This is a genomic window from Micromonospora sp. NPDC049836 (genome assembly GCF_044465125.1).
In the GTDB taxonomy this organism is placed as follows: Bacteria; Actinomycetota; Actinomycetes; order Mycobacteriales; family Micromonosporaceae; genus Micromonospora.
In genome coordinates this window covers 182844-200275 of sequence record NZ_JBITLH010000012.1, presented here as the reverse complement: position 1 = coordinate 200275, position 17432 = coordinate 182844, and the positions used below count along the sequence as shown (strand labels likewise).

Sequence of the window (17432 nt, the reverse complement as noted above, 5' to 3'; positions counted from 1 at the left end):
GCCCCGGGGGGGTTTAGGGGGGGGACCCCCGGGCGCGGGGTGCCTACCTGGCCGCTCAGCCCGCGCCCCGCGGGGGGGGGGGGGGTCGGGGCCGGGGGGGGGGGGGCGGGGGGGGGCCGCCCCCCCCGGCTCGGTCAGCGGTACTGCTTGAGCGACAGGGTGAACTCGCGGCCGTCGGTCAGCCGGATGACCACCCCGTGGTCGGTCGTCATGAAGCCCGCGTCGCTCAGCGTCTGGACCTCGCGGACCTCGGTCGGCTCGCCGTCGCTGTCGGCCAGCGGCTCCTCGCCCGCCTCCTCGGCGGCCCCTTCCAGGTCCAGCGTCTCGGCGGCGGCCAGCAGGGCGCGCTCCAGGATCTCCTCGTAGCTCAGCATCTCGGCTTCTCCTCACAGGCAGGGTGGGGGCGGAACGTACAACTTCATTGTAGGCAGACGCCGGTCTCGCGTACAAGTTTTATGTACGCTCGGGGCCGTGTAGCGGGTCACACAAATGGCGGTCGTCCCCCGTCCACGGAGAGCGCCGAACGGCCCCGGTCGGGTAGTGGAGGGAGGCGGCGGCCAGGCCCCGCTTAGGCGGGCTGTGAGCGGTCGGGCCGCTCCCCCAGCCGTCGGGCGTCCAGCTCGGCCGCTGCCTCCAGCAGCCACGCCGGCGGGCCCGGCCGCCGGCCAGCGGGGCGCGGCAGCGCCCGGCCGCCCGGCGCGGTCCGCTCCCGCCCGCAGCCCCGGCACCTGGTCGTCAGCCACACCAGGCCGCCGCCCTCGGTCGTCGAGCCGTCGAGCAGCCCCGCACACCCGTCGCACACCCCGACCGGGCCGGCCTCGGCGGCGGCGGCGAACGCCTCCACGTCGACCAGGCCCTCACGGACCAGCCGCGCGTCGATCACCACCGCTCACCTCCTCGGCCTCCATGTGGCGCGGGGCCGGGCGAGGTCATCCCCCGCCCGGCCCCGCACCCGCTCACTCCTGCGGACTCGCCGGCAGCGCCAGCAGCTCGGGCAGCGCCAGCCGACCGTCCCGGTAGGCCGCCGCCACCTCCTCCCGGCCGCCCTTCTTGAAGGTCAGCGTCGTCGACGGCGGCGGCGCCTCCGCGACCTTCACGAAGTCGAGGACCCGCCCCGTCTCGCCGTCGACCACCGTGCCGTCCGGCTCGACCTTCATCCGGGCGAGCAGCGCCTTCCGCCACGCCGGCCGCACCTGCTCGACCGGCTCCGGAACGGTCACCTGCACCTCGCTCGGGTGCTCCTCCTTGCACCAGGCCAGGAACCCGGCGTCGTCGACCACGTAGCCCGGCTTCGGCTCGGAGAGCGTCACCTGCGCCACCGCGCCCTCGTAGCCCGGCAGCTTCACCTCGATGGTCTTCACGCCCAGCGCGCCGTTCAGCTCGACCAGGCGACCGTCGGCCTCGGCGCGGGCGGCGTCGTAGACCTTCCGCACCTCGTCCATCAGCGCCTTCAACACCGCCGCCCTCATGGCGGCCTGCTGCACGGTCACCGGCCCGCTCCCGCCGTCTCCGGCTCGCGGCCGTTGACCGTCGCCGCACCGGCCGCCTCGCTCAGCGCGTTGTCGAGCTGCGTGCCCGGGGCCTCGGCCGCCCGGCGCGCGGCCGCGATCTCCGCGCCCCGCTGGTTGAAGGCTTCCCGCAGCTTCTGCGTCTTGCCCAGCCGCTGCGCCCGCTGCCACAGCACCGACAGGTCCTCCCGCGACGAGCACGCCGCGAGGGCCTTCGGCCAGTCGAGGTCCCTCGGCGGCTCGCCGTTGTCCAGCCAGTCGAGCAGCTGCAACCCCAGCTCGGCGTCCGGCTTGTGGATCACCTGGTCGGACAGGGCCTCGCACCGGCTCTTCGTCACCCGCAGGTAGTGCGCCTGGTCGAGGTCGCCCACCAGGTCGAACTCGTACTCCAGGCCGTCGCGCTGGTCGGGCTGCATGCCCAGCTTGGACACCTGCTTCTTGCCGTCGCTGCCCTCAGTGATCTCGTACTTCTGCTTCGACCGGAGGCACACCACGACGTGCCCGGGGAAGCTCATCAGCGCCTCGATGTACGCCCGCTCGATCGGGCGCACGTCCTTCCAGCCGTCCATCGACCGGCCGCCGTGGTTGCGGGCGAACAGGTCGACCAGCTCCAGGATGCCGCCCGGCCCGAACCAGTAGTGCGACGCCGAGTCCAGCATGAAGCCGGTGAACCCGGCCACCGCCGCCTCGTCGATCAGCTCGACGAGCTGCCGCGGGTCGTACCGCACCGGGCTGATCTTCGAGAAGCCGTAGCCGCCGGCCTCGTCGGGCGTCATGTCGCCGACGCCGGGCAGCTCCGGGTTGACCGCGTACTTGTCCGCCGAGTCCCGCTCGGTGTCGACGAACGCGATCCGCTCGACGCCATCGGCGACGGTCACCGAGCCGGTCAGCGTGTAGAGCAGCTTCAAGCCGGTCAGGGTCTTGCCCGCCCCGCTCGGCCCGGCGAGGGCGATCCGGCCCTTCGCCTTCTTCCGGCTGGCCGGCATGAATCGTGAACTCATCCTTCGTCCCTTTCCACGTGAACGAACGTCCTACATAGACTTTATACGGTCGCCATCGGCGACTGCGACCCGACACCCTCGGGCCATGAAGAAGCGCCCACGCACTGCGCGCAGGCCTCGCTCCCGGTGGCGGCGGGCATCCCGCAGCCCGGGTGGCGGCAGATCACCGGCGTGCCCAGCTCGGTGCAGCCGGTGTCCTCCTCGTGCCGCCAGTCGTCGCCAGCGGCGACGAGGACGCCGCCGCACGTCGCGCACTGCGCGACGTCGACCGGCGCGAGGTGCACCCTCACTCCCCGATCACTCTCCTTCCCTTCTCGGGCACGGCCCGCAGCGCGGGCGCGTGCAGCGGAGCCGACTTCCTACACCCGGGATGGGCACAGGAGCCATTCGGCCCCTCGACGTAACGGTGGTCGAGACCGCTCGCGGCGCGGACACCAACCGTTTCTTGTTCCCTGTATGTCTTGCGTCCGGGTGGCGGACCAACTCGGTCCGCCTGGCGGACTAGTTCTAGTCCGCGACGCGGACTAGAAGCGCCCTTCACTGGTCCGTCCACCGGACTACCAGACCCGGGCGATTCGGACGCGGCTGGTCCGGCACGCGGACCAACTACCCCCAGCTCGGTGAGCCTCCGCAGCAACTCCGGCGGCACCCCCAGCCGGTACACCGTGCGGGCCTTCTTGCGTCGCGCGTCGGCCACGCTCGGCCGGTCGCGCCACACCCACTGACCCTCCAGCTTGTTCAGCCACGCCGCGACCGTCGACCGGGCGAGCCCGGTCCCCTTCTCCAGGTCGGTCAGGCTTGGCGTGAACCGCTCGGGGATCGTCGCCGTGGTCGGCTCGGACCACGTGAGCAGCGTCAGGACGAGCTGCCGGCCAGGCGGGTCGAGCGTGCATAGCTCGTGCCTGACCGCGCGCTCGACCGTCCAGCGGTCCACCATGCAGGCGGCCTCTCTGTGCAGCGCCGCCAGCGCACCGCCGCCCGAACTGGCGTACGATGCGCGTGCGACCCGTTCTTCTCCGTTCCGGGTTCACCTTCGACCCCGCCAGATGACCGCCTGGCGGGGTCGACGCGTTTTCCGGCACCCTACACCCGATGTGTAGGGCCGCAATGGGATCGACGCTGCTCATACCTACGCGGCCTCGTCGTCGGCTTCCAGGACGTCCCACGGGTCCCACACGATCTTCCGGCCGGTGGCCTCGGCCCAGGCGTAGATCGTGGCCAGCTTCCACTGTGGGTTGTTGCTGACCTCGCCGTCCTCCTTGGGCAGCTGGCCCTTCGACCGCCACTGGTACGGCGTGTTGTCCTTCACGCCGAACATGCGGACCAGCTCCTTGAGCCCGACCATCGACGGCAGCTCCACCGGGCCTGGCTTCATCAGGTCGGCCGCGATGCGCCGCGTGACCGCCTTGAGCTTCGCCTGGTTCACCTTCACTGTTCCTCTCCTCCCACGGCCGGGTTCCGTACAAGGTCAATGTACGGCACCCGCCGGGGACGGTCAGGCCGCCACCCGGGCGGCGGCGTACGGCGCGGCGCGCAGCAGGTCGCGGGCCAGGTCGAGGAGCGGGCAGCGGTCCAGCAGGTGCACCCGCCCGTTGGAGAACACCGACGGCGGCTCCAGCGGCACCTCGTCCAGGAACCGCACCCCGAACTCGCCGGCCAGCTCCTGGCCCGCCTTGTCGTGCATCCACGTCGGCACCAGCGCCCACCGGACGCCGGCCTCCGACAGCTTCGCGGCGACCCACCGGGTCGCCGTCTCGTTGCGCTGCACGTTGGCGACCAGCAGCACCAGGTCGCACTGGCGGGCCACCTCGATCTGGCCGCCTTCCAGCGCCCGGTCCAGGTCGACCACCTTCACCTCGGCCGCAGTCCGCTCGACCGCGCGCAGCGGCCGGAACGGCTCGTCGACCACCCGCAGCGACTCGACCGGCGTACCGAGCCGGTCGTCCACGCCGCCGCGCCCGGACGCGTCGACGAGCAGCGCCCGCCGCCCGCCCTCGGCCGCCACCAGGCCCAGCGCCACCGCGACGGTCGTCGCGCCCGCGCCGCCGTGACCGCCGACCACGCCGACGCGCACCTCGGCCGCCTGACCCTTGGCCGCCTCGCCGACCAGCTGCCGGACGGCCAGCGCGCCGGTGGGCAGGTGGTACACCGGCACCTCCGGGTACTCGGCCTGCCAGCTGCGGTACGCGGCGGCCAGCCGGTCACCGTCCAGCTTCTCCGGGGCGACCACCACCATCCGCGGGTGCGCCGGCATCCCGGCCGCCAGCGTCAGCACGCGGGCGTCGACCAGGACCAGCGGCGCACCGCGCCACAGCTCGGCGGTCGGCTTGCCGACCACCACATTGACTTCCACGTCCGGACCGAGGGCGTCCAGCACCTCGTCCACGTACTCGTGGCCCCAGGCCACGACCAACGGCTTGCCCACTCCAAACCTCCTGATAGGGGCGGCGATACGTACAAAGACATTGTATCTGACTCGGCCTCGGGCGTCAATGTTGTATGTACGGCGGCGCGGCGCTTTGCTCGCCGTCGGCACGGCCCGCTATGCTGGTGTCTCCACGTGAACGCAGCACAGCCCCGGATTTCGCGGTCCGGGGCTGCGCTGTTCCAAGGCCAGGTCAGACGGTCAGTAGACGATCTCCACGACCACGATGCCGCCCCCGCCGTTGCCGCCGCGCCGCGACGTCGCGCTGCCGATCGCGCCGGCCCCGCCGCCACCCCACCCGAGGGCGGCCGGCGCGTCACCGCCGGTCGACCCGGACGAGTTCGCCCCCATCCCGAGCAGCGAGTTGCCGCCCTTCCCCCGGAAGGTGTGCCGCTGGTCGAGGATCCGGTTGTAGTCGCCGTACTCCCCCTGCGCGTTCAGCACGTTCCCCCCGGCCGCGGTGCCGCCGCCGCCGCGGCCGCCCACCTGGTCGCCGGCGACCGCGGCCACCCCGACGGCGCCGCCACCGCCGCCCGCCGTCCACAGCCCACCGAAGCTCGTGTCCCCGCCGTTAGCGCCGCCCCCGAACGCCCCGCCAGCGCCGCCGACGCCGACCGTCACCTGCACCTCGGCCGGCAGCTCCCCCGCCGACCACACGCTCTCGCAGTAGCCGCCGCCACCGCCGCCGCCGGCCGCGCCGGTGCCGCTGGCCGCGCCGGTCACCCCGCCGCCGCCACCACCGCCGCCGACCCCGTACGCCCGGATCCACCGCGCGCCCGCCGGCACCTTGAACGTCCCGCTCTGCGTGAACTGCTGCACCGGCGAGCCAGGCCCGGGCGAGCCGACCAGGCCGACGATGTGGTTCCCGGCCGGCGGCGACTTCAGCACCATCACCCGGGAGCGCACCGGCACCGCGCCGATCATCGACGTCACCCGGATCGCCTGGCTGTCGCCGTCGTGCAGCGCCCGGATCGTGCCGTCGCCGGCGACGCTCGTCACCGTCGCCGGCCGCAGCCGCCACGTCAGCCCCAGCCGGACCGCCTTCTCCAGCACCGCCTCGGCGAGCGCCTTCACCGGCACCGCCAGGCCCGGCACCTTCCCGTCCCCGCTCACGCCTCCCCGCCTTCCGTCTCCGGGTACGCCCGCCGCAGCGTGTGCCGCATCTCCCCGCCCGGCACCAGCGGCATCGTCCAGCTGACCTCCAGCCACTTCGCCCCGTCCCAGCGCACCACCTCGTAGGCGTCGTGCCGCGGGTCGACCGGCGTGCTCAGCTCCACCACCTCGTACACCGTCTGCTGGAGCCCCAGCGTCCGCGCGTACACCATCGCCTGCGCCTGCGAGCGCACCTGCACGTCGACCGTCTTCGGCAGCACGAACCCGCGCTGCGCGATCGAGTGCGGCGCCGACGCCGGCACGTCGTACACCCCGACGACCGGCTCCGCGTCCGAGCCCGGATCGTTGGACACCACCACGAAGCGGTTCGGCGCGGTCAGCAGATCCGTGCCCCGCGAGATCGACCCCCGGATCACCCGCCGGGAGGCGTCCAGGTCGATCGTCACCGCCTGGTCGGCCGGGTCGAACGCCCGCCGCAGCCGCAGCCAGCCGCGGTGGTTGAACCACGGCATGAAGTACCCGCCCGACGAGGCGAGGTCCCGCAGCGCGTTCGCCCGCGACGTGCCCGGCGACCAGGCCGCCACCGACGTGAACTCCGTCGCGTCGACCACCAGCGGCCCGATCGGCAGGCCCTCCACCAGCCGCTGCGCCACCTGGTCGACGAGCTGCCCGCCGGCGTCGAAGCCGACGTCCAGCTCCTGGTCGACCACGAACATCTCGTCCAGCAGCGTCAGCGGCGCCGTCGACCCGGCGCTGGTCACCAGGTCCGACGAGTCCGACACCAGGTAGCGGCCCAGCCGGTACTCGCTGCCGTCGCCCAGCACCATGCGGGGCGCGATCCGGTCGGTCAGCTGGTTGATCCGCTTCGCGTCCGCCACACCGAGGGTCACCCCGGACAGCCGCCGGGGGATCGTCGACGTGCTGTCGTGGCTCACGCTCGGCGAGCTGTCCCGCAGCGGCGTGAGCTCACCCCGGCGCACACCGGTCCGCCCGTCGATCAGGTCGAACCGGAACGACGCCGACCGCTGCCCGCGCCAGGCGGGCAGGTCGAGCAGGTCAGGCGGGGGCGCAGATGCCACGGCCGTCCACCTCCCACACGTTGCCCTGCGCGTCGGCGAACTGCGTCGTGCCGGCCGCCTGCACCTCGAACGCCGGGGCGGCCAGCAGCGGCCCGTCGACGCCCTGCCGCACCTCGGCCCGGGCCACCGTCACGTCGCCGGTCAGCACCACCGCCAGCTGCCCCGGGTCGAACGTCGGCGCTTCCGGCGACGCCGACACCGTGCCGAACGCCTGCCACGCCACCCCGTCCTCCGAGGCCCAGAACTGCACCGCGCCCTGGCCGCCGACGTCGTTGCGGTACGTCACCCGAAGCCACCGCCGCTGCCGGGTCACTACCAGCTGCCGCGTCTCGTAGCAGCCGGTGAACCCGGCGCCGCCCCACACGTTGAGGCAGGTCGACGCCCGGTCGGCGGTCAGCTTCCACCCGGTCGCCGCGGTGTCGTCGGTGCGCCGCAGCTCGGCCGTCCACGCCTCGCCGGTCGGCCGCAGCTCCACCCGCAGGTCCAGGTCGTTCGACACCGGCTGCTGCACCGAGAAGCTGGCGACCTTGACCGTCGGGGCCGCGTTCGTGTTCCCGGCCGTCAGCACGCCCCGCACACCGACCTGCCCGACGCCGGCGATCCCGGTGTCCTTCGCCGACTGCTCCCACCGGGCCATGTCCTGCCCGTCCGCCCACACCGCGACCCGGACCGCCGCGTCGCGGACCTGCAACCGCATCCAGTACCAGGGCCCCGCCTGGTAGGCCAGCGCGGTGCCGAAGCGGTCCTTCACCGTCGCCAGCGCCGTGACGGTCGTCAGCACGCCGCCCACGATCCGCTCGATCGCCACGCCCAGCTTGCCGTCCGTCTGCGCGGCAAGCCGCGCCCGGTAGTGCGTGTTGCCGTTGACCTGCCGGCCGATCAGGTACGCGTTGATCGGCTGGCCCGTCGCCACCGCGTTGAACTGGAAGCGGGCCTCGACGTCGACGTCCTCCCAGCCCGCGCCGACCACCGCGGTGTGCGAGGCGCCGCCGGCCAGATTGATCGCCGCCGCCTCGGCGGCCACCGAGAAGTCCGCCGCCGGGCCCTCGGTGATCGCCCAGCCGTTCCCCAGGCCGCCCGCCACGTTCCGGCCGAACAGGTCCTCGAACACCAGCGTGGCGAGGCCGGCCACCGGGACCGGCGCGCTGGCCGTCACCGACGACACCTGCCCCTCCGGCCGCAGGCCCTCGCACGGGGCCGGGCCGCCGTCCAGCGGGGCCGGCGTCGCCGTCACCTCCACCACCTGCACCTGCGCCAGCTGGAGCTGCCCGGCCTTGCGGCGCTTCACCGACGCCGACGGCACCAGCAGCGTCGACAGCCACCGGTTGTTCAGCTCGTCCCGCACGCACACGTACGGCACCGTGTCCCACGCCAGGTCCCGCAGGTCCTGGAAGCCACGGTCCATCGTCTCCGGCGGCACCGCCGCCTGGTTCACCAGCACCGTCCGGGTGAACTCGACGCCGCCGCGCTCCAGCGGCCGGAACGCCGTCCGGTAGTCCCGGTCGAACATCTCCTGCAGCTCGACCTGGCCCGCCTCGGGGAACTGGAACTCCTCCACCGACGACCGGTCGAAGTTCTCGACGTACGCCAGGTTCCCGGCCGGGTTGTGGTTGCTGGTCAGGATCAGCACGCCCGTGTCGACGTTGCGGCCCTCCACGCCCGGCGCGGCGATCGTCGCCGCCACCGGCGGCGACCACGGCCCGCCGATGCCGAGGCGGTGCACCATCCTGATCCGGTACCGCGACTCGACGCCCACCCGCGCCTCGTAGTCGTCGACCGCCGTCACGGACGGCTCGACCACCTTGGCGATCGTCTCCCACTCGTCGGCGCCCATCGTGTCGTCCTGGCGCTGCACCTCGTAGTACGCCCAGCCGCCCACCACCGCGGTGTTGACCGGCAGCCACGACAGCCGGTGGTAGCGGATGCCGGTCGGGATCTTCACCGCCGGCCGGGCGCACTGCTCGTCGACGACGGTCAGCGGCTGCACGGCGGGCTGCACGTCGAGGCCGAGCACCCCATCCATCTCCTGCGCGAACATCAGCGTCAGGTCCGCGGCCTGGTCCCGCTGCCCGTCGTAGGCGGCGTGCACCAGCTGGTCGTCGCCGTACGTCGACGCTGCGGCGGGGCCGAGGTTGTTGCTGCCGGTGGACCCGTACGTCTCGATGGCCGGGTCGGCGTCCGCGCCGAGCACCTGCCACGGCGCCTGCGGGTCGGCCTTGCTCGTGAACGCCCACCACGAAATGTCGCCCACCCCGTCGGACAGGTACGGCGGGTCCAGCCGGACGGTCACCTCCCGCCAGCCGTCCGCGATCTCCGGCAGCTTGTCGAACTCCTCGACCGTGATCCGCCCGACCGGGCCGAGCCGCCTGTTCATGTCCTCCGCGCCGACCAGCGCCAGCTCCAGCGCGTCCCGGGCGCCCTCCACGTGCCGGGCGTAGAAGCGGGCCCACACCCAATCGCCCATGTCCGTCTCGACGACGTGCTGGAAGGTGTCCCACCCCGTCGTCGCCCTGGACACGCTGCCCGCGACCTGCTTCATGTAGGTGTGGCCGCTCATGTCCACCGTGCCCGGCGCGGGGTCGCCCGCCATCAGCTGGATCGCCGGCAGCTCCTCGACCGTCTCCACGGTCGGCGCCTGCGCGGCCCGCAGCGTCTTGCGCAGCAGCACGCCGCGGTGCGCGGGGAACGGGTCGACCGGCCCGAGCCGGTCGAGCTTCACCGGCACCGGCGTCGCCACCGACTTCTGCCCCGCGTACGCCTGCCCGATCGTCACGGCGTACTCCCGGCCGGCGACGAGCTGCACGTCCGCCGTGTCGATGCCCTGCACCGGGATCTCGAAGTACCACCCGGTCACGCTGGTGGACCCGGTGGCGATGACGCCGGTAGGCCCCTGCGAGATGTCCAGGCCGCCGCCGCCGAGCCGGTTCTCCACCCCGTACGTGACCTCCAGCGCCAGGTAGTGCACCCGGAACTGCGCGGCCGCCGCAGCGGCCGCGCTCACCTGGAGCCGCACGTTGACGTTCGTGCCGCCGGACGCGCTCAGCGTGTTCAGCCCGGCCACGCCGTTGCCCGTCTGCCACCGCCACGGTGCCCGGCCCCGCTGCGTCGTCGGCGCCGCCGCCGTGTCCCACCACGGGTTCAGCTCGCCCAGCCGGGACCGGCCGACCGCCGTCCCGGCGCTGTGCTCGGCGGGCCCGTTCAGCGTCTCGTCCATGATCCAGTTGACGGCGGCCGACGGGCGCTCGAGGCCGAGGGTGACCGCCGGGGCCAGGTCGGCGAACGGGCCCGAGATCACGTACAGCACCGACACGTCGAGGATCCGCAGCCTGCTGATGCCCGGCGGCAGCGGCTTGCCGAACCAGAACCGGGCGGCCGCGTTCGGGCCGGTCAGCGCGACGTACCGCGGGTCCGCCGGGTTGCTCACCGCGTCGCCCGGCGTCGACGCCCCGCCGACCAGCGTCGCCCCGGTCACCAGGGCTCCCGACGCGCACGGGATCACGATCTTGCGGAGCGGGCCGGTGCCGGCCACCCGGTCCACCGGGTACACGTTGGCCAGCAGCTCCTTGCGGTCCGTCAGGCCCGGCGGCGGGCTCGACAGCTGGATCCGCACCCGCCGAAGCCCGTTCCCCGGCGTGTGCGTGGCGCGGGCCCGGAACGTGTAGCCCACCTCGCTGCCCGTGTCGAGCTGCACCTGGTCCGCCACGAGCGGCGCCCACTGGTTCCCCAGCACGTAGGGCCGGTCGGGGTTGTACTCGCCCACTCAGATCGTCCTCACTGTCGTGGCCACGTCCCTGCGGGCCAGCGTCTCCAACACGCCTTCGCCGACCGCCCGGCCAGTGTTCAGCGCCTCCTGCCTGCTCGGCACGACACCCTCGAAGGTCACGCGGATCGCGTCGCGCCCGAACACCACGGACGCGCCGCCGCCGCCCTCGCCGAGCAGGCGCATCAGCCCGGACTGCTCGGCCAGCTCCCGCGCCCGGCGCGGCCGGGTCAGCGGCACCACCACCTCGTCGCCGGCCTCGCCGCCGACGAACAGGGTCGGCCGCCGCAGGATCGCGCCGTTGGCCAGCGCCGGGATGCGAGGCAGCGACCCGGGGAGCTTGGCGTCGATCGACGCGATACCCGCGTTGATCTTGCCGATGACCCGGTTGATGAACCCGGTGATCGCGTGCGTGATCGACCCGGCGACGTCGCCGATGAACCCGCCGATGTTCTTCAGCCCGTTCATGAACCCGCTGATGAGGCTCCGGCCCGCCGACACGAACTTCCCGGCCAGGCCCGCCAGCCGCGACGGCACGCTGCTGATGAACGACACCAGGGCGCTCACGCCGCTCGACGCCGCGCTGCGCGCCGCGCTCAGCGCCGACGACAGCGCGCTCGCCATGATCCCCGGCAGCCGCGACAGGCCCGACATGACCCGGCCGGGCAGCCCGGTCACGAACGACACCACCGCGTTGATGCCGGCCGTCGTCAGCGCCCTCGCGGAGGCCCACACCCGGGAGAAGAACCCGGCCAGCAGGCCCGGCAGCGCCGCGATGCCGCGCAGCACCATCCCGGGCAGCTGCGTCACCGAGAAGATCAGCAGGCCGATCCCGACGCCGACGGCCTGGAGCGCCATGCCCAGCGCCGACGTGAACAGGTTCCACAGCATCCCCGGCAGGCTCGCCAGGAACGAGCCGATCTTCCCCGGCAGCTCGGCGAACCAGGTGCCCAGCGACGAGAAGAACCCGACCACCGCGTTCCACGCCGACGAGAACGCCCCGCCGATCGCCGCGCCCACCCCGGCCCAGTCGATCCCGTTCAGCCAGGCCGCGACCTTGCCCAGCCACTCGGCCACGCCGGTCAGCGGCGACAGCAGCCACGTCAGCCCGGCGGCCAGCGCCTGGACCAGCGGGACCACGGCCTGCGAGGCGAGGAACTGCAACAGCAGCGCCGCCACCTTGATGAGCGGCGCCGCCAGCGCGACGGCCACGCCGGCGAGCTGCGCCACCAGCTCGATCAGCGGCGTCAGCGCCACCACGATCTCGACCAGCGGCGGCAGCAGCGACACGATAGTCGGGATCAGCGGCATCAGCGCCTGCACCAGCGTCCCGATCAGCGGCCCGACCGCCGTGAGGACCGGCGCGAGGGCGGTGCCCAGGGCGGCGACGATCTGGCCGAGCGGCGGCCCCAGCTGGGTGAACAGCTCGGCGAGCAGCCCGGCGATCGGGGCGAGGACCGCGGTGAGCGTCTGACCGATCTGGAGCAGCACCGGCCCGAGCGCGGACACGATCGGGCCGAGCAGCGGGCCCAGCGCGTTCAGCGCCTGCGCCAGCGGCCCGATCAGCATGGCGATGAGCTGGCCGAGGACCGGCAGGACCGGGGCGATCGCCAGGGCCACCGACGCGATCACCTGACCGATAGGGGCCAGCGCCGGGACGAGGGCCTGCAACGCCGGGACCAGCGCCTGCGCGATCGGCATGAGCGCCGGCACCAGCGTCGAGCCGATCGCGCTGAGCAGCCCCGAGATGACCGGCTTCAAGCCCGACGCGAGCGTGGAGACCGTCTGGAAGATGCCGGTCAGCGCCGCGCTGCCCTCCGCCGACGCGAAGAACTCCCGCAGCGTGCCGGTCAGCAGCGTCAGCGTCCCGAGCAGGCCGCCGCCGCCGGCCGCCGCGCCGGCCGCCTGGAAGACGGAGCTGAGGATCGCGCCGACGTTCCCCGCGATCGTGCCGAGCTGGCGCAGCACGCCCAGCGCCGTCTGGATCGCCGCGGTGGCCGCGCCGCTCTGCGCCATCGACGACAGCCACGCGCCGAACTTCGCGCCCAGCCCGCCGGCCGCAGTGGACAGCTGGCTCACCGCCGGGAGGCCCACCACGGCGATGTCGCGGAACCCGGCCAGCACCGGCCCGACCGCCACGCCGAGGTTCGCCACCGCCTCCCGCGCGCCCATCAGCACCCCGCGCAGCACCGACACGGTGGCGCCCTCGCGGGCGAACTCCAGCGCCCGCCTCGCCACCAGGCCATACTCGGCGGCGACGCCGGCCAGGCCGCTGCGCAGCGGGCCCGCCAGCACCCCGGCGGTCGCCTGGATCTGCCCGACCATCGGCGCGGCGAACGCATCCTGCGTCGCCGTCCGCACGCCCTCGATCGCCGGGCCCACCGCCTTGAACTCGCGGGCCAGCTTCTGCGCCTGCGGCGACAGGTTCTCCAGCGCCTTCTCGAACGCCTTCGCGTCACCCTCGACGACCGCGCCCATCGCGTCGCCCAGGCCCGACGTCGCGATCCGCAGCGCGCCCATCGCCGCGCCGTAGACGCCGGCCGCCGCCGGTATGGCGAACGCCGCGCCGCCGACCTGCGCCAGCGCACCGGCCAGGCTGACCAGGCTGCTCGTCGCCTGGACGGCGAGGCCGCTGATCGCGCCGACCTTCAGCGCGGAGTTGAGGCCGCGCTTCAGGTCCGGCGCGAACTTCTTCACGTCGCCGACGATCTCGATGTACGCACGTCCCAGCGCCACGCCCCCAAGCGTAGGCCAGTTTCGGCGGTGGCAATCCTCCACTGCGGCCGTACACCTGTGCACCAGTGAGCTGCCGACATGACGGAGGGCCCCGGTGACGCAACCGGAGCCCTCCGCCGACAGCTCATCCAGCGAGCCCGACCCGTTCCGCGCCGGATCGCCAATCAGCCTAACGACGACGCCACAAGCACCGGAACCCTCGCGCGTACCGTCTCTCGCCGGGCGCGCGTACCCTCACCACAGGTGCGTGCCAAATCGGCACCGTGCCAACGCTCGGAGGTGCATCCCGTTGGTCAGCCCCCTCGCTCGACGGCTACGGCTCGGCGTCGCCATCCGCGAACTACGCGAAGCCGCCGGCCATACCAGCGCCCAGCTCGCGCGGGAGGCCGGGCTGGACCGCACCGCCGTGTCCAAGGTCGAGAACGGCGAGCGCCGTCCACTCGACACCGTGCTCAAGCTCCTCGACGTCCTGGTCGGCGAGAGCGACCCCCGGTACCTGACCCTCCAGCGGGTCGCCCGCGACGGCCTCGCCCGGGGCTGGTGGACCCAGCCCGACTTCGCCGGCATGGGCGAACGCCAGGCCCGCACCGCCGACATCGAGAGCGGCGCCCGCACCATCCGCGAGTACCAGAACGCGATGCTCCCGGGCCTCCTCCAGACCGAGGCGTACGCCCGCCACCGGGGCCAGGTCGCGCTCGACTTCGACCACGCCAACCTGGACCTCAACGGCACCGTCGCCGGCCGGATGCGCCGGCAGCACCAGGTTTCCGACCCCGGCGGGTCGGAGTACGACGTCGTGCTAGAACCGCAGGCCATCGAGCGGCTGCCTGTGCCGCCCGCTGTCATGCGGGAGCAGCTGCACCACCTGCTCACTCTGGCCACGACCAGGGAGAACATCAGCGTCCGCGTCCTGCCGGTTGACGCCCGGCTCGGACGCGGATACGTCCCACGCTGCACGTTCTCCCTGTACGCCTACCCGGACCCCGAGGACCTGACGCTGGCCGTCGTCGACACCGTGACGGCCGACCTGCTGGTCACCGAAGCCCGGGAGGCGCAGCGGTACGCGCAGCTGTTCGACCAGCTGCGCGACGCCGCGCTGTCCCCGGAGGACAGCGCGGACCTCATCCAGAAGGCGGCCGACGCGTTGGCTGCCGAAGCCTGACCCGAGGAGTCCCCCATGTCCGATCCCCTGTTCCGCCCCTGGCGGAAGTCCACCCGGTCCGACGGCGGCTCGAACTGCGTCGAGGTCTCCGACGCCACCGACGGCAGCGTGATGCGCGTCCGCGACAGCAAGGACAGGACCGGCCCGACGCTCGCCTTCACCGGCGACGAGTGGGCCGCGTTCATCGCCGGGGCGAAGGACGGCGAGTTCGACCTGACCTGACGCGCTCCATCTCCCTGAGGGGCCGGCACCTGCATGGTGCCGGCCCCTCGTTCGTGTCCACCGCCGACAGACACGCGGAGTCAATCCGCGCGTTCCCCTTGTGACATAGACCGGCTCCGTGCCATGCTGGCACCGTGCCAGCCGCACAGTGCCGCGCTGGCACAGTGCCAGGCAAGACCATCCGCGAGAGACAGCACCCCTGGGGGCATCTCATGGTCACTACCGGTCTACGTGCACCACTCCCGGCCGTCTCCACGTGGGACGCGCCCAGGCCGCCGCTGCGGCTGGCGGAGGTGCCGCCGCCGCCACCCGGCGAGGTCATCCCCGGCTACGGCTACGTCGTCATCAGCCCCGGCGAGCGGCTGACGATCGCCGGCCACCTGCTCGCCATCCACGAGCCCGACGGCCCAGCCCTCCAGATGCGCCGGTCCTGGCCGTTCCTCGCCGTCAACGACCGCGCCTGCGAGTGGTGCCACAACCCGTGGCCGTGCAGCGCCGCGAGCTGGGCGGAGCAGGTCCAGGTCGACGCCTTCGGGTGGGCGCTGTGACCGGCCCCGGCCGCCACCGCCGGTCGCGGTGGGGCCGCCGCCGCACCACCACCCCAGACCACCGGCCGCCGGGTCCCCCAGCGGCGGCCGGTGGCCCGCCCCAGGCCACGCACTCCTGGAACGGGCCGACGCTCATCCTCGCCACCGCGGTGCTCACCACGCCCGCGCAGCACTGGCGCGGCAACGGGGGGCGGCCATGAACGCCACCAGCTCCCGCCTCGTCTCCGGCGGCGCGTTCTGCGGCCGGTCGGCCGCCTGGAGCCCGCCGCCCATGACCGCCAGCACCGACCCGTACCTGCTGCGCGTCCTGCTGTGGTGCGGCCGGTGCGACGTGCCGATGCACCCGCACCCGCACGGCCGCGAGCGCACCTACAAGTGCCCCCTCGGCTGCCGCAAGGTCCCCTTCTCCGCCGAGGCCGTCGAGGCGGTCACCTGGACCGCCGCCGAGCGCCGCGCCACCGTCTCGGCGATCGCCCCGCCCTTCCGCAAGTCGGTGCTGGAGCAGCTGCTCGTCAAGGTCGTCGTCCGCGCCAACACCCCCGACGACCTGCGCTTCATCTGGCGCACGTAGACCCGCCCGGCCGCGACGGGAGCGGCCGGCGACCAACACGAAGGAGCACCACCATGGGCATCCAGGCCCGCCCGATCGGCCAGTGGTTCAAGAGCACCAAGTCCGGCCCGAACTGCGACAACTGCGTGGAGGTCCGGTTCGTCGGCGGCGGCAACGTCGAGGTCCGCAACAGCCGGACCCCGGACGGGCCGGTGCTGACCTTCGACGCAGGCGAGTGGGACGCCTTCAACGGCGGTGCCGCCGAGGGCGAGTTCGCGCTGCCCGCGCACGCCCGCTGACCCGGAGGCCGGCCCCAGCGTCGTGGCCGGCCTCCGCACGACCCCCGCCGGTCGCCGCTGTCCGCGCAGCGGCGGCCGGCGGGCCTGCTTTCGGCCCCGCACCCGTCACCCCGGCCCGCTACCGTAGAGCCGCTGTCCCCCGACAGACGATCCACACTGCCGGGAGGACACCAGTGGACATCATCAGCCGCGCCGAATGGGGCGCCCGCCCGCCCGAGTCACGCTCGACCGTGCCCTGGTCGCAGCGGACCGTCTTCATGGGCCACTACTCCGCCGCCAGCGCGACGCAGACCCCCCGCCAGATCCAGGACTACCACATGCGGGTCAAGGGCTGGTCGGACATCGGCTACAACTTCCTCATCAACAGCGTCACCGGCCTGCTCTATGAGGGCCGCGGGTGGAACGTGCTCGGCGCGCACTGCGCCGGCCACAACACCGAGGCCATCGGCGTCTGCATCATCGGCAAGGACCAGGCCGGCCGCCAGGACGTCTCCGACGCCGCCCGCCGCGCCTTCAAGTGGCTCTACGAGGAGGCCAACGACCGCAAGGGCAAGCGCCTCCAGCTGCTCGGCCACCGCGACCGCGGGAGCACCTCCTGCCCCGGGGACGAGATCTACGCCTGGCTGCACGCCCGCCTGCCCGTCGTCGGCGGGTCGACGCCCGCCCCGTCCAAGCCGCCGGCCGGCTCCAAGCCCGCGCCCGGCACGCCGATCGCCTTCCCCCTGCCCGCCGGGTGGTACTTCGGCCCGGCGTCCGGCCCCGCCTACTCGGTGTCCGGCGCCCACGAGCGGTACTTCCGCAGCCACACCGACCGCTACTGGCTCCAGCAGTGGGCCACCCAGCTCGGCCGCCGGGGCTGGTCGATCGGCAAGGGCAAGACCTGGCTCGGCGACACCGGCAACGACGGCATCTACGGGCCCGAGTACCGCGCGCTGGCGATCGCCTTCCAGGCCGACCAGCACCTCACCCAGGACGGCCTGATCGGCAAGAACACCTGGGACGCCGCGTACCACAACCCGGTCCGCTGAC

General features: G+C 73.5%; 17 protein-coding genes. 6 read left to right on the top strand and 11 right to left on the bottom strand.

Going from position 1 to position 17432, the window contains the following annotated elements:
- Positions 1 to 134: 134 nt before the first annotated feature.
- The 11 genes from ACIBPB_RS27575 to ACIBPB_RS27525 all read right to left on the bottom strand — a co-directional run bounded on the left by ACIBPB_RS27575 (position 135) and on the right by ACIBPB_RS27525 (position 13622).
- On the bottom strand, positions 135 to 374 hold the full coding sequence (locus ACIBPB_RS27575) for a hypothetical protein (protein ID WP_364811465.1): 240 nt from the start codon (positions 372 to 374) through the stop codon (positions 135 to 137).
- 194 nt (positions 375 to 568) lie between these two features.
- Positions 569 to 886 carry a hypothetical protein gene (locus ACIBPB_RS27570; RefSeq protein ID WP_396842339.1) on the bottom strand — a complete coding sequence of 106 codons (318 nt, stop codon included), beginning with the start codon at positions 884 to 886 and terminating at the stop codon, positions 569 to 571.
- 70 nt (positions 887 to 956) lie between these two features.
- Positions 957 to 1490, bottom strand: a complete 534-nt coding sequence (locus ACIBPB_RS27565; RefSeq protein WP_396842338.1) for a hypothetical protein — start codon at positions 1488 to 1490, stop codon at positions 957 to 959.
- Entirely contained in the window at positions 1487 to 2509 is a 1023-nt protein-coding gene (locus ACIBPB_RS27560) for an AAA family ATPase (protein ID WP_396842337.1), read from the bottom strand. The genes ACIBPB_RS27565 and ACIBPB_RS27560 overlap by 4 nt, the downstream gene beginning before the upstream one ends.
- Before the next feature lie 41 nt (positions 2510 to 2550).
- On the bottom strand, positions 2551 to 2799 hold the full coding sequence (locus ACIBPB_RS27555; protein WP_396842336.1) for a hypothetical protein: 249 nt from the start codon (positions 2797 to 2799) through the stop codon (positions 2551 to 2553).
- Positions 2800 to 3638: 839 nt separating this feature from the next.
- Positions 3639 to 3941: a hypothetical protein gene (locus ACIBPB_RS27550; RefSeq protein ID WP_230650426.1), complete on the bottom strand. Its 303-nt coding sequence runs from the start codon at positions 3939 to 3941 to the stop codon at positions 3639 to 3641.
- Between the two features lie 63 nt (positions 3942 to 4004).
- Positions 4005 to 4934 (bottom strand): hypothetical protein, encoded by a 930-nt coding sequence (locus ACIBPB_RS27545; RefSeq protein WP_396842334.1) that lies wholly within the window; start codon positions 4932 to 4934, stop codon positions 4005 to 4007.
- A gap of 201 nt (positions 4935 to 5135) precedes the next feature.
- Positions 5136 to 6047, bottom strand: coding sequence for a hypothetical protein (locus ACIBPB_RS27540; protein ID WP_396842333.1), 912 nt, complete (start codon positions 6045 to 6047; stop codon positions 5136 to 5138).
- Positions 6044 to 7126, bottom strand: a complete 1083-nt coding sequence (locus tag ACIBPB_RS27535; protein WP_396842332.1) for a hypothetical protein — start codon at positions 7124 to 7126, stop codon at positions 6044 to 6046. Before ACIBPB_RS27535 ends, ACIBPB_RS27540 begins: the two co-directional genes overlap by 4 nt.
- On the bottom strand, positions 7104 to 10886 hold the full coding sequence (locus tag ACIBPB_RS27530) for a hypothetical protein (protein ID WP_396842331.1): 3783 nt from the start codon (positions 10884 to 10886) through the stop codon (positions 7104 to 7106). Before ACIBPB_RS27530 ends, ACIBPB_RS27535 begins: the two co-directional genes overlap by 23 nt.
- Positions 10887 to 13622 carry a hypothetical protein gene (locus ACIBPB_RS27525; protein WP_396842330.1) on the bottom strand — a complete coding sequence of 912 codons (2736 nt, stop codon included), beginning with the start codon at positions 13620 to 13622 and terminating at the stop codon, positions 10887 to 10889.
- Positions 13623 to 13911: 289 nt separating this feature from the next.
- On the opposite strand from ACIBPB_RS27525, the gene ACIBPB_RS27520 reads away from it, so the two are divergent.
- From ACIBPB_RS27520 to ACIBPB_RS27495, 6 genes are all read left to right on the top strand, one after another.
- Positions 13912 to 14784 (top strand): Scr1 family TA system antitoxin-like transcriptional regulator, encoded by an 873-nt coding sequence (locus ACIBPB_RS27520; protein WP_396842329.1) that lies wholly within the window; start codon positions 13912 to 13914, stop codon positions 14782 to 14784.
- Between the two features lie 15 nt (positions 14785 to 14799).
- The gene (locus ACIBPB_RS27515; protein ID WP_349876214.1) at positions 14800 to 15006 is read left to right on the top strand and encodes a DUF397 domain-containing protein; all 207 of its coding nucleotides are present in this window, start codon (positions 14800 to 14802) and stop codon (positions 15004 to 15006) included.
- Between the two features lie 212 nt (positions 15007 to 15218).
- On the top strand, positions 15219 to 15554 hold the full coding sequence (locus ACIBPB_RS27510) for a hypothetical protein (protein ID WP_396842328.1): 336 nt from the start codon (positions 15219 to 15221) through the stop codon (positions 15552 to 15554).
- Between the two features lie 196 nt (positions 15555 to 15750).
- Positions 15751 to 16125, top strand: a complete 375-nt coding sequence (locus ACIBPB_RS27505; RefSeq protein WP_396842327.1) for a zinc ribbon domain-containing protein — start codon at positions 15751 to 15753, stop codon at positions 16123 to 16125.
- A 53-nt stretch (positions 16126 to 16178) separates the two neighbouring features.
- Positions 16179 to 16403, top strand: coding sequence for a DUF397 domain-containing protein (locus tag ACIBPB_RS27500; protein WP_349876211.1), 225 nt, complete (start codon positions 16179 to 16181; stop codon positions 16401 to 16403).
- Positions 16404 to 16576: 173 nt separating this feature from the next.
- Positions 16577 to 17431, top strand: a complete 855-nt coding sequence (locus tag ACIBPB_RS27495) for an N-acetylmuramoyl-L-alanine amidase (protein ID WP_396842326.1) — start codon at positions 16577 to 16579, stop codon at positions 17429 to 17431.
- The last annotated feature ends 1 nt before the right edge of the window (position 17432 follow it).

Coding starts and splice junctions, on each gene's coding strand:
- ACIBPB_RS27575 (WP_364811465.1), bottom strand. CDS start 374: ATGCTGAGCTACGAGGAGATCCTGGAGCGCGCCCTGCTGGCCGCCGCC.
- ACIBPB_RS27560 (WP_396842337.1), bottom strand. CDS start 2,509: ATGAGTTCACGATTCATGCCGGCCAGCCGGAAGAAGGCGAAGGGCCGG.
- ACIBPB_RS27515 (WP_349876214.1), top strand. CDS start 14,800: ATGTCCGATCCCCTGTTCCGCCCCTGGCGGAAGTCCACCCGGTCCGAC.
- ACIBPB_RS27510 (WP_396842328.1), top strand. CDS start 15,219: ATGGTCACTACCGGTCTACGTGCACCACTCCCGGCCGTCTCCACGTGG.
- ACIBPB_RS27505 (WP_396842327.1), top strand. CDS start 15,751: ATGAACGCCACCAGCTCCCGCCTCGTCTCCGGCGGCGCGTTCTGCGGC.
- ACIBPB_RS27500 (WP_349876211.1), top strand. CDS start 16,179: ATGGGCATCCAGGCCCGCCCGATCGGCCAGTGGTTCAAGAGCACCAAG.